11 protein-coding genes are annotated in these 12,167 nt (G+C 66.3%); 4 read left to right on the top strand and 7 right to left on the bottom strand.

Annotated features, from left to right (window positions below):
* Nucleotides 1–16 precede the first annotated feature (16 nt).
* The 7 genes from HDG34_RS22915 to HDG34_RS22885 form a co-directional block, all read right to left on the bottom strand.
* On the bottom strand, nucleotides 17–400 hold the full coding sequence (locus tag HDG34_RS22915) for a VOC family protein (RefSeq protein ID WP_184062340.1): 384 nt from the start codon (nucleotides 398–400) through the stop codon (nucleotides 17–19).
* Between the two features lie 228 nt (nucleotides 401–628).
* Nucleotides 629–1,915, bottom strand: coding sequence for a class I SAM-dependent RNA methyltransferase (locus tag HDG34_RS22910; protein ID WP_184062338.1), 1,287 nt, complete (start codon nucleotides 1,913–1,915; stop codon nucleotides 629–631).
* Nucleotides 1,916–2,012: 97 nt separating this feature from the next.
* Complete coding sequence (locus tag HDG34_RS22905) at nucleotides 2,013–4,187, bottom strand: site-specific recombinase (protein ID WP_184062337.1); 2,175 nt, start codon at nucleotides 4,185–4,187, stop codon at nucleotides 2,013–2,015.
* Between the two features lie 139 nt (nucleotides 4,188–4,326).
* On the bottom strand, nucleotides 4,327–5,100 hold the full coding sequence (locus HDG34_RS22900; RefSeq protein WP_184062335.1) for a PqiC family protein: 774 nt from the start codon (nucleotides 5,098–5,100) through the stop codon (nucleotides 4,327–4,329).
* Nucleotides 5,097–6,758: an intermembrane transport protein PqiB gene (locus HDG34_RS22895; protein WP_184062333.1), complete on the bottom strand. Its 1,662-nt coding sequence runs from the start codon at nucleotides 6,756–6,758 to the stop codon at nucleotides 5,097–5,099. Before HDG34_RS22895 ends, HDG34_RS22900 begins: the two co-directional genes overlap by 4 nt.
* On the bottom strand, nucleotides 6,751–7,401 hold the full coding sequence (locus HDG34_RS22890) for a paraquat-inducible protein A (RefSeq protein WP_184062331.1): 651 nt from the start codon (nucleotides 7,399–7,401) through the stop codon (nucleotides 6,751–6,753). Before HDG34_RS22890 ends, HDG34_RS22895 begins: the two co-directional genes overlap by 8 nt.
* Before the next feature lie 7 nt (nucleotides 7,402–7,408).
* Nucleotides 7,409–8,200, bottom strand: a complete 792-nt coding sequence (locus tag HDG34_RS22885; RefSeq protein WP_184062328.1) for a paraquat-inducible protein A — start codon at nucleotides 8,198–8,200, stop codon at nucleotides 7,409–7,411.
* A gap of 425 nt (nucleotides 8,201–8,625) precedes the next feature.
* Here HDG34_RS22885 and HDG34_RS22880 point away from each other — a divergent pair, with 425 nt between their 5' ends.
* The 4 genes from HDG34_RS22880 (at nucleotide 8,626) to HDG34_RS22865 (ending at nucleotide 12,014) form a co-directional block, all read left to right on the top strand.
* On the top strand, nucleotides 8,626–9,186 hold the full coding sequence (locus tag HDG34_RS22880; protein WP_090803069.1) for a cytochrome b: 561 nt from the start codon (nucleotides 8,626–8,628) through the stop codon (nucleotides 9,184–9,186).
* Nucleotides 9,187–9,194: 8 nt separating this feature from the next.
* Entirely contained in the window at nucleotides 9,195–9,758 is a 564-nt protein-coding gene (locus HDG34_RS22875; protein WP_184062326.1) for a YceI family protein, read from the top strand.
* Between the two features lie 111 nt (nucleotides 9,759–9,869).
* The gene (locus HDG34_RS22870; RefSeq protein WP_184034536.1) at nucleotides 9,870–10,439 is read left to right on the top strand and encodes a YceI family protein; all 570 of its coding nucleotides are present in this window, start codon (nucleotides 9,870–9,872) and stop codon (nucleotides 10,437–10,439) included.
* 297 nt (nucleotides 10,440–10,736) lie between these two features.
* Nucleotides 10,737–12,014 (top strand): MFS transporter, encoded by a 1,278-nt coding sequence (locus HDG34_RS22865; RefSeq protein WP_184062324.1) that lies wholly within the window; start codon nucleotides 10,737–10,739, stop codon nucleotides 12,012–12,014.
* The last annotated feature ends 153 nt before the right edge of the window (nucleotides 12,015–12,167 follow it).

Here is a 12,167-nt window from a genome sequence, read left to right as displayed (position 1 = left end):
GGCTTCCGGTGCGCGCTTAGCCGTTGGTGCGCGAATGCAGGCCGAGGCGGTTGCCTTCGGTATCGGTGAAGAACGCGATATAGCCGATGTCCTGCGGCAGCTTGATCACCGGGCCGTCGGTCTTGCCGCCCGCCCGTTCGATGCGCGCAAGCGCCGCGTCGACGGTGGGCAGCGCGTTCAGGTAGACGGTGATGCCGTCGACGCCGGGTGTCATCGACGGATTGTGGACGATCGCGCCGCCAGTCGCGGGCTCCTCGTAGCTGAACACGGCGATCGGCTGGCCGCCGATCTCCTGTCGATTCAACGGGGCGTCGAGCGCGGCTTCGTAAAAGCGCACCGCGCGATCGAAATCGACCGACGGGATTTCGAACCAGGCAACGAGTTTGGGCAATGCGGACATGACACTCTCCTTCGGTTGGCAGTAGGCCGTTCAAGCGCCGGATGGCGTGAGAAGGAGTGTGCGGGGGTGCTGCTGACAGCGTGGTGGCAGTAGGGTGCGAAGACGCGACCGCTTCACCCCACCAGCAACTGAAACACGCCGACCACATCGCTCATGCGCGCGGCCTGCTTTTCGAGCGACGCGATGACGACAGGGCGACGACAGCGCGCCGCCCCGCTAGAAACAGCCTCAAGCCGCCGGCGTATCGCCCTGCGGACGCTGCCGCACGCTGCCCGCGATCAGATCGAAGCGGAACAGCCGGCATTCGAGCGCACCGTTGAACAGCGGCGTCTTCGTCGATTCGCGCAGCCGCAGTTGCCCCGGAAGCTTGCGATCCGACGTCAGGATGAACGCATGCCATCCGGCAAAGCGCTGCTTCAACGCATTGCCGAGCAACTGGAAAAACTCGCTGTCCGGCGCTTCTTCCTGAATGCGGCGGAAGCCGTCGTCGTCGCGATTGCCGCGGCCTTCGCGAAGCTCGCCGCGCGCATTGCGGCCGCGCACTTCGATCCGCTCGCCATACGGCGGATTCGCGACGAGGATGCCCGGCGCCGAGCCAGGCGGCGTCATGTCGCGCGCATCGAGCTGCTTGAGCGAAATGGGCGGCAAACCGGCGCGCTCGAAGTTCGCGCGCGCTTTTTCGAGCATGTCGCCGGAGATGTCGCTGCCGAAAATCTCCAGATCCGCGCCGCGCGAGCCGCGCGCCGCATTTTTCGCCTCGAGCGCGGCGCCCTTCAGCGCTTGCCAGCTCCGCGCGTCGAACTGTTTGAGCTTCTCGAAGCCGAAGCGCCGCTCGACGCCCGGCGCGATGTTCAACGCGACCTGCGCCGCTTCCGCGAGGAACGTGCCGCTGCCGCACATCGGATCGTAGAGAGGCGTGCCGGCCTGCCAGCCAGTCAGACGCAAAATGCCAGCCGCGAGGTTTTCGCGCAGCGGCGCCGCGCCCTTGTCGAGACGCCAGCCGCGCTTGAATAGCGGATCGCCGGAAGTGTCGAGGTACAGCGTGCAGTCGGTCGCGCTCAGGAACGCGAACACGCGCACGTCGGGCATCGCGGTGTCGACGCTCGGCCGCGCGCCGCTTTTTTCGCGCAGACGATCGCAGATCGCGTCCTTCACGCGCAGCGTCGTGAACTCGAGACTGCGCAGCGGCGACTTGATCGCGGTGACGTCGACGCGCAGCGTCTCGTGCGCGGAGAACCACTGCTCCCAGCGCTGCTCGAGCGCGAGCGCGTAGATGTCCTGCTCGCCGCGGTAGGGCCGCTCCGCGATTTTCAGCAGCACGCGGCTCGCGAGACGCGAGTGCAGATTGGCGGCCATGCCGGCGGCCCAGCCGCCGCGAAAATGCACGCCGCCCGGTACCTGGGCGCCGGCCGTGAAGGCGGTGCCGTTCAGATGTTTGGCGGCAATTTCGGCGAGTTCGGCCGCGAGCGGAGCTTCGAGCCCGCGCGGGCAAGGAAGGAAGAAATCGAAGGACATTGAGGTTGCCGCAAGGCGTTGGATAAGGCGCTATTGTACGCGGTCGAGATCGGCGGGCCGGCGCGATCGGCGCGCCGGCCCGCCGTCTGTCGTTGCGTCATCTCGCCTCGCGTCCCGCTTGGGCCGGCCACACGAGTTCCAGCGGATGCCGCCTGACCCGCTGCCAGATCGCCCCGCGCAGCGAGCGCACCGCATTGCGCCGCAAATCGCGCGATTTCACCGCCATGTAGAACGCCAGCGCAAAACTCACCGCGACATTGAGAATCGCCATGCTGCCGACGCCCGCCACCGCCCACCACAGAGCCGGCAGCTTCAGCGCGCTTTCGCCGAGCGCGCCGAGCGCCACGCCGATCGAGCCGGCAGACAGCGTCACGTGACGCACGTCGAACTTGAACGCGAAGGCGGTGAGGATCGCCGGCACGAGCCCGAGCATCAGGCCGAGCGTGATATTGCCGACCACGCCCGCGACGTTCGCGCGGCACAAGCGCGCGAGACGGTCGGCGCCGGCCACGCCGAGCGTCATGCGCAGGCGCCGGTTGTAGGCGAGCGCGTCGGCGACGCGATGAAGGATGAACCAGTTGTCCGCCCAGCCCGCGAGCAGGCTGGACGACCACAGCAGCACGCCCGTCAACGCCGCATAGAACGGCGTCGGCCCGATCAGAGAGAACGACTGCAGCGTCGCGATCGCCTTGTCGGCCGAAATGAGGTCGGCGTTGAACAGCGCGTGGTACAGCAGATCCACGCACAGACTGACGGGAAACACCAGCAGCACGTTGCCGAGCACCGCCGCGGCCTGCGTGCGCATCAGCGCGGTCACCGAACTCACGAAACTGTCGACGCCGGCCGGCGTGCCGACGCCGTCGAGTTCGCGCGCGAGCGTCGGCGCGGTCATCGCGGGCTGTTTGGTCGCGAGCGAGAAGTGCAGGAAGTGCATCAGCAGAAAGCTCGCCGCGTAGTTGATGCCGGCGAGCACGCCTTCGAGCATCGCGTGCAGATGGGCGCCGGTGATCGCGAACTTCACGCACACGGTGACGACGGTCACGAGTCCGCCGCCGGCCGCCATGCGCATCATCTTCAGATACTCGGCGCGATCGCGCGCGATGTAGTGTTCGCCGGTATCCGCGCTGTACTCGACGATCTTGCGCGCGAGCAGCGATGAATTGCTGCGCGCGAGATGCGCGACGCTCTGGCTCGCGTGATTGGCGCGCACGAGTTCGGCGGTCAGGCGCGCGGCCGCGTGCAGATCGTCCTGCGCCATCCAGGCATCGAGCAGATGCTCGGCGCGCTCGATGCGCATGCGCATCCGCTCGACCTGGAACACGATGTCGACACTCACGCCGTTGCGGTACAGATGCGCGAACACGTTGTCGGTTGCGCCGCGGCATTCGTCGAGCAGCAGCCGCAGATAGTTGACCTCGCGTAGCAGCGGCTCCTGCGGGCTGCCCGCCGCGTACGCGTCGTGAGCGGCTTCGACCGCGAGCATCGCGCGGGTGAGGCGGTAGAACGGTTGGCTTTCCATTGCGACGCGCACGCCGTTGACGTCGGTGGTTCGTGCGTCGATTACGCGGTCGACGCGGTCGTCGATGCGATCGCCAGGTGGCGCCACACCGCCCAGCCGGCTGCGCACCGTTTGCGACAGTCCGGTCGAGCTGATCTGGCAGGTCAGGTTGTGCAGCGCGGCCAGCAGGTCGAGCGAGAAGGGCGTGCTGTCGCGTCCGTCTTCTTCGTCGTCGGGCGCGTAGTCGAATAGCGCGTGGATACGCACCAGCAGATCGGTGGGCAGCGTGTCGATCCATTCGGCGTCGCGCTCGGAGCCGAACATCAGCGTGACGATCGCGGTGAGGTCGCGGCGGTTCGGCGCGGGCGGAATCAGCGACGCCTCGAGGCGTTCGAACACCGCGCCGAAGAAGCCCGAATGCACCGGCATGCCGGCGTCGCACAGCAGCGAGAGGCCATCGCTTTCGCGCAGCAGCGCGCGCAGGATGCCGGCGACGTTCGCCTTCCACGCGGGGTTGCGATCGAGCACGTGCAGCAGGTAGCGGATGCGCGTGTGGGCGGGGTTGGACTGGCGGGCGACGGTGTCGTCGGCGTCAGTTGCACCGGGTCGCACGATGCGGCCGCGGCGAATCCAGTGCGCGAGTTCGATCAGCCACTCGCTGCGCTCCGCATAAGGCGCGGTCTTATCCGCGATCGCGAGCAGCGCATCGAGTTGATGGCCGCCGTCGCGCGACGCGCGCCATTTTTTTATCAACCGTCTGATGGAGTCGAACATGGGTTTGTCCTGCAGAGGCGCGGGGCGTCGAATGGACTGCTAGGCATTGTGGAAGCGCGTCTGCTGAAGCTGTGCGTTGAAGTCGGCGCGGCCCGGATAGACACGCGCGTGCGCACCGGGCTCGCGCCAGCCGGGCCTGTCAGGCGCCGGCTCCCGCGGCCGTTTCCGCGGAAGGACAGGGCGGCACGACTGCCGCGGCAGCCGATCGGGCCGAAGACGACGTCTTGCCCGTCGTGGCCGTAGTAGCGACGGCCGTCGCGGCCATCGCCCGCACCCCCGCCGCGATCTGCGTCGACACTTCGGCCAGCGCGCGCCGATGTCCATCGACGAGCGCGTCGTACCCGCCGCCAACCGTCTCGCTGACCACGCTGCGACACGTCATCACCGCATTGCTGCGCACGGCCCGCACGCTCCACACCGCATCGATCAACGCATGCGAGCCGGGCCACGACTCGAAGCGCTGCACGTTCATGGCGATCCGGTACACGGCCGCGTCGTCGGGGTGCGCGGTGCCGAACGTATCGATGGTGCCGAGCTGCTGCGTCAGATTCGTCGACAGCGCGCGGCGGATTTCATCGCCGGGCAGCGACGCCCAACGCTCCTGTTCGAGCAACTGCACCTGAGTCGGCCCGGTCTGCACGACCAGCTGATTTCTCGCCACCTGCGGCGGCACGTTGACCGGCGCGACTTCGATCAGCCAGGCAGGCGCGGCGCTCGTGCGCGCGACGGCCGGCGGGGCGCCGTTCGCGGCGGTGCTTGCGCTATCCGCGCCACCCAGCGTATAGAAACGGCTCGACGGCGACGAGCACGCCGCGATGGCGAGAGCCGCAGCCAGTGCGGTGCCGTACGCGACGCCGCGTACGGCACCGCGCACGAGCGCGCGCGGCGGACGGGGGAGCCGGGCAAACATCATGGTTTATCTCCTGATTTACCGCGCAACAGCGATTCGGGATGACGCTCGAGGTAGTCCGACAGCGCGTTCAGCGACTGCAACGTGCGCGTCAGTTCCTGCAACGCCTGATGAACGTCGGACTGCATCGGCGAATCCTGCTGCAAGGTTGCCTGGGCCGAACTGAAGGTCTGCTTCGCGGCCGTCAGCGTGTCGCGCGCCTGCGGCACGACTTCGTTGTCGAGACGCGAGAACAGCTGGTCGGCGTTCTTCAGCGCGGTGTTCAGATTCGCGCCGATCTGGTCGAACGGCACCTTGTCGAGCTTCTTCGCGATGTCGGCGACCTGCAGCTGCAATTCGTCGAGCGTGTTCGGAATGGTCGGCAGCTCGAGCGGATCGGTCGTCACGTCGACCTTGGCCGGCGGCGCTTTCGGGAAGATATCGAGCGCCACGTACAGCTGGCTCGTGATCAGGTTGCCGGTGCGCAACTGGCCGCGCAGGCCGTGCCTGACGAGTTCCTGCATCAGGTTCTCTCCGGCGAGCGTGCCCGGCTGCGGCGAGCTCTCGCGGAAGCGCTTGCCGAGGCGGTCCGGGTACACGTTCATCGTGACCGGCATCGTGAAGCTCTGCGTCTTCGGATCGTAGTCGATGCCGATATTGGTCACCTGGCCGAGCACGATGCCGCGGAAATCGACCGGCGCGCCGATCGACAGCCCGCGCAGCGACTGGTTGAAGTTCATCACGACGCGCAAGGGCACGCCGTCCGGTTCGCGCATCGCGTCCGCTTCGTCCGAGCCGAGGCGGAAGGTCTGGTTGTTCGGCGCCTGCGGGCCCATGTTCTGACCGGGCGGCGACTGGAACGACAGACCGCCGACTATCACCGTCGCGAGCGACTGCGTATTCAGCTTGAAGCCGCTCGAATCGAGCCGCAGATCGACGCCGCTCGCATGCCACCAGCGCGTGTTGGTGCCGACGTACTGGTCGAACGGCGCCGACACGAACACCCGCATCGTCACGCCGGTGCCGTCCCTGTCGAGCGAGAAGCCGACCACCTGACCGACCTGCACGCGCCGGTAGAAGATCGGCGAGCCGATGTCGATCGAGCCGAGCGAATCGCCGTGCAGCGTGTACTGGTGGCCTTTCTGGTCGCCGGTGATGGGCGGCGGCGTTTCGAGGCCGACGAAGTTGCTCTCGCTTTCGGTCGAGCGGCCCGCGTCGGCGCCGATGTACGAGCCCGACAGCAGCGTGGTCAGACCCGACACGCCGCTCGCGCCGACACGTGGTCGCACCACCCAGAAGCGCGAGTCCTTGACCGCGAATTTTCCGCCTTCCTTGGTGAGCTGCACCTGCACGAGCACGTGCGACAGATCCGGCGACAGCGTGATCGTCTTCACCGCGCCCACGTCGACGTCCTTGTACTTGACCTTGGTCTTGCCCGGCTCGAGCCCTTCCGCGCTGACGAAGCTGATCGTGATCACGGGCCCGCGCTCGGTCACCGACCTGATCACGAGCGCGATGCCGATCAGCGCGGCAATCAGCGGAATCACCCAGACGAGCGACGGCAGCCAGCGGCTGCGTGGCTCGATCTCGGGGTCGGGCAGTTGGGGCGGCAGTCTGGGTCCGTTCGAATCGTTGCGCGGCGCATCATCGGAGGCGGGCGTCGGTCCTTGCGGGCTAGTCATGGTCGAGATCCTGAGGTGTTGGGGTACGGCTTTCCACGGGGTCCCAGATGAGGCGTGGATCGAATTGCATGGAGGCCAGCATCGTCAGGATCACGACCGAGCCGAACGCGATCGCGCCCGGCCCGGCCGTGATCTCGGCCAGCGATTTGAAACGCACGAGCGCCACGGTGAGCGTGACGACGAACACGTCGAGCATCGACCAGCGGCCGATCCGCTCGACCATCCGGTACAGCGTCGTGCGCTGTTGCGGACGCCAGCGCGAGCGGCGCTGCGCGGTGACGGTGAGCAGCACGAGCACCGAGAGCTTCAGCATCGGCACCAGGATGCTGGCGATGAACACGATCATTGCGAGCGGCCAGTCGCCGGAGGTCCAGAAATAGACGACGCCGCTCATGATGGTGTCGTCCTCGGAGCCGAGCAGCGACGACGTGTGCATCACCGGCAGCAGGTTCGCCGGGATATACAGCAGCGCCGCGGCGATCAGCAGTGCCCATGTGCGCATCAGGCTGTCGGGGTTGCGCGAGTGCAGATGCGCGCCGCAGCGGCCGCAGTGCTGCGGCGTGACCGAGCGGATGCGCGGTTCGACGCGCCCGCACGAATGGCAGGACAGCAGGCCCGCGCGTTTCGCGGTGACGTATTTCATCGCGGGCTCATCCTTCGCGCGGCGTGGGCGGCAAGCCGGGCGGGTTGCCGTCCGCCGTGCTGTTGGTTGTGCCACCAGCGCTGCCGCTGGCCGAGCCCGCGACGCGCGCGGACGGCGCCGGCGGACCGGCGAGCGAGCCGACCGCGACCGCCGCGCTGTCGGCCGACGTGCGCGGCAACGGCCGATCGCCGCTCGCGTCGATCTCGTCGGCGACATCCCACAGCACGCGCGGATCGAATGTGACGACGACCGCGAACATCAGCGTCAGCGCGCCGAACGCGAACAGCGCCGCCTCGGGAATCACGCGCGCGAGGCTCACCATCTTCACGATCGTGATCAGCACGCCGAGCATGAACACTTCGATCATGCCCCACGGTCGCACGAACTGGATCGCGCGCAGCACGCGATTGAAGTGCGCGGGCACGTAGCCGGCGCGTAGCGGCACCAGCACGTACAGCAGCGCGACGAGTTCGGTGAACGGAAAGAGGATCGTCGAGCAGAACACCATCACGGCGACGATCTGCATGTTCTCGCCCCACAGCGCGACGAGCGCGCCGAACAGCGTAGTCTGTGATGTGATGCCGTTGGTTTCGAGTTCGACGATCGGAAAGCCCTGCGCGATCACGAACGTGATCAGCGCGGCGAGCGTCAGTGCGCAGATCGCGTCGAGCTTGCGCGAGACGCCGCGATAGAGCGTCGCGCCGCAGCGCGGACAACGCGCGGCGACGCGCCCGACAAGCCGTGGCTTGCGGAACAGCGTATCGCATTCATGGCACGCGATCAGGTTGTCATGTTCCATGCGGCAGATGGGCTAACGACGTAGTGGCGGGGTGTAAGGCCTGCTCGTTACGAGGGGTCGGGCGGCGGTGAGCAGCAATAGTACCAAACGCGGCCTCGCGACCGAGGCGAGCCGCGCGCGGCGCGGGGCGTGGCGCCGTCCCCGCCGCGCGCTGGTCCGGGCCTGAGATGGCGTCGCTTCGGGGCTTTCGGTCCCCGAATCGGTCAACGCAAGGGCGGTGACGCGGCGCCCTGGGGCCATTGCAGCGCAAAATTCGGGCCCGTTCCGCCGACGCGCTCCAGCCAGCTTTTCGCGCTTGGGGTAGCATGGCGCCCGTGGCATGCCCGGCGGCCTTTTGTGGCGATGATGTCCGCCGCATCGGCCGCGATCGCGGAATAGCTGGCCGCGGCGCGCCGTTAACTTCTAACTGTCTGCGTTGATCTGTCATGACACTCAATCCATCGTTCGGTACCCGGGAGTCGTACACGCGGACCGCCATCGCGTTTCACTGGCTGATCGCACTGCTGATCGTCTGCGGCTTTGCGCTCGGCTGGGTGATGACCGACATCCCGGGCTTCACGCCCACCAAGCTGCGCTATTTCTCGTGGCACAAATGGATCGGCGTGACCGTGTTCGCGCTCGCGATCGTGCGCATCCTGTGGCGCGCGACCCACGCCTCGCCGCCGATGCCGCGCCGCATGCCCACCTGGCAGCGTGGCGCCGCGCATCTCACACATCTGTTGCTGTACGTGCTGATGATCGTGATTCCCGTGTCCGGCTATCTGTATAGCTCGGCGGCGAACGTGCCGGTCGTCTACCTCGGGCTGATTCCGCTGCCGCGAATCATCGCGCCCGATCCGCACCTGAAGGAAGTGCTGAAGAACCTGCACATCGCGTTGAATTACACGTTGCTCGTGCTGGTCGCTCTACACACCGCGGCGGCGCTCAAGCATCAATGGCTCGATCGCGACGGCCTGCTGTCGCGCATGATCCCCTTCCTCAAATAAGGACAACCATGAAGGGTTCGTTTTATCGCTACATGCTGGCCGCGTTCGCAGCGGCGTCGCTGAGCGCCGCAGGCGCGGCGCTCGCGCAGGTCGACGTCGCGAAGAGTTCGGTGACGGCTACCTCGAAGCAGATGAACGTGCCGGTCGAAGGCAAGTTCAACAAGTTCACGGCGCAGGTCAGCTTCGATCCGGCCAAACCGACGGCCGGCAGCGCGCAGCTCAACATCGACGTCGCCAGCTACGATCTTGGCGACGAGAGCTATAACGAGCAGGTGCGCGGCAAGGAATGGTTCGACGCGAAGACCTTTCCGAGCGCGACGTTCGTGTCGAGCGCGATCGCGCCGGCCGGCGGCAACCAGTTCAAGGTGACCGGTAAGCTGACCATCAAGGGCAAGTCGGAGACGGTCGTGGTGCCGGTCACGGTCGGCCAGCAGGGCGCGATGCAGACCTTCGACGGCGCGCTGCCGATCAAGCGCTTGCAGTTCGACATCGGCACCGGCGAATGGAAGGACACATCGGTCGTCGCCGACGAGGTCGTGATCAAGTTTCATATCGTCGCCGCGCGCAAGTAACGCGCACGGCGCTCGCGAGGTCCGCCGCGCCACGTGGGGCGCGCCCGCTTTCCCACCGCAGGTTGCACCGCGATTTTCAACGCAAAACAGGAGCACGAATTGAAAACGTCCATATTGATCGCTGTTGGCGCGCTGGCTTCGTCGCTGTCGCTCGGCGCCTTCGCCGCCGATACCTATCTGCTTGATCCGATGCATACGTTTCCGAGCTTCGAGGCCGACCACTTTGGCGGTCTGTCGATCTGGCGCGGCAAATTCACGAAGACCACGGGAACGGTGACGCTCGATCGCGCGGCCAAAACCGGCACCGTCGACGTCACCGTCGATCCCGCTTCGGTGCAGACCGGCAACCCGAAGCTCGACGATCACCTGAGGGCCGCCGAGTTCTTCGACGTCGAGAAGTATCCGACCGTGACCTACAAGGGCACCGAGATCAAGTTCGACGGCGACAAGCCCGTCGAGGTGATCGGCACGCTGACGATTCGCGGCATCACGAAGCCGGTGAATCTGAAGATCGATTCGTTCAAGTGCATGCAGCACCCGGTCCTCAAGCGCGAAGTCTGCGGCGTCGAGGCGAGCACCGAATTCAATCGCGCCGATTACGGCATGGAGTTCGGCGCGAAGTACGGCTTCAGCATGCAGACGCGCCTGCATATCCAGTCGGAAGGTATCAAGCAGCAGTAGGCGCGCCGGCAGCTTCGCGGCCGGCGCCGCGCGCGGGCCGCTGTTGCGATTCGATCCGCGCTGCGCCGCAATACGAAAACCGCTTCGGTCGTTCACCGACGAAGCGGTTTTTTGTCGCCCGTTGCGAACGCCTCGGCCAGGGTGGCGCGCCTCGGCCATTTGTCGCTCGCATCGCTTTTATTTTTTCAGTTAAATAGAGCGCAAGCAGTCATGCCGGTGCTGCGCGTTGCCGGGATGGCCTGGGCGGACGTCATGCGTTCGTGTCGATAAATATTTCGCGCAGTACAGGAGATCTGGATGAATGCAACGACAGCAGCAAGCGTCGCGGGAAGCCGGCGGAATTCGTGGCGCGCGGTGGTGGCCGCCTCGATCGGCAACGCGCTCGAATGGTTCGATCTCGTGGTGTACGGCTTTTTCGCCGTGACCATCTCGAAGCTGTTTTTTCCGGCCGGCAACGAGACCGTATCGCTGCTGCTCACGCTCGGCACGTTCGGCGTGTCATTCTTCATGCGGCCGCTCGGCGCGATCGTGATCGGCGCGTACTCGGACCGCGCCGGGCGCAAAGGGGCGCTCACGCTTTCCATCCTGCTGATGATGAGCGGCACGCTGATCATCGCGATTTTGCCGACCTACCAGAGCATCGGTCTCGCCGCGCCGCTGATCCTCGTGCTCGCGCGGCTGATGCAAGGCTTCTCGGCCGGCGGCGAATTCGGCAGCGCGACTGCGTTTCTCGCCGAGCACGTGCCGGGCCGGCGCGGCTTCTACGCGAGCTGGCAGATGGCGAGCCAGGGTCTGACGACGCTGCTCGCGGCCGGTTTCGGCGCGTTGCTGACCGGCCAGTTGTCGCCGGAACAGATGGCATCGTGGGGCTGGCGCGTGCCGTTCTTCTTCGGTCTGCTGATCGGGCCCGTCGCGTTCTACATCCGCACCAGGCTCGACGAGACGCCCGAATTCCTCGCCGCCGAAACGACGCAGACGCCGCTGCGCGATACGTTCGCGACGCAGAAGCTGCGGCTCGTAATCGCGATGGGCGTGGTGATCCTCGGGACCGTGTCCGCGTATCTGATGCTGTTCATGCCGACCTATGGCGTGCGGCAACTGGGGCTCGCGCCGTCGGTCGCGTTCTCGGCGATCGCGGTGACGGGTCTGATCCAGATGGTGTTCTCGCCGGTGGCCGGGCATTGGTCGGACCTGCATGGACGCACGCGCATCATGCTGGGCGCGGCCGTGCTGCTGTTCGTGCTCGTCTATCCGGCGTTCGCGTTCCTGATCGCGCATCCGAGCTTCGGCACGCTGATCGTCTGGCAGATCGTGTTCGGTTTTCTCGTCAGCGGCTACTTCGGCGCGACGCCGGGACTGCTGTCGGAGATATTCCCGGTGCAGACGCGCACGACCGGCATGTCGCTCGCGTATAACATCGCGGTGACGATCTTCGGCGGCTTCGGGCCGTTCATCATCGCGTGGCTGATCAGCGCGACCGGTTCGAAGGCAGCGCCGAGCTACTACGTGATGTTTGCCGCGCTGCTGAGCATCGCGGCGCTGATCGGCGCACGGCGCAAGCTGGGGTTCCGCTAGGAACGAGGCGGTAACGACGGCGTACGTAAACGCAAAAGGCCGGTTCGACAGAACCGGCCTTTTTTATTGTGCGCCGAGCATGCGCAACAGCTTGGGGGTGTGAGTCCCCTGTCCAACCTGATGGTGGTGAAGGACTAGCGAAACGCAAGGGCG

This window comes from Paraburkholderia sp. HC6.4b (assembly GCF_014200875.1).
Classification (GTDB): Bacteria; Pseudomonadota; Gammaproteobacteria; order Burkholderiales; family Burkholderiaceae; genus Paraburkholderia; species Paraburkholderia tuberum.
This window is presented reverse-complemented; position numbering and strand designations above follow the sequence as displayed.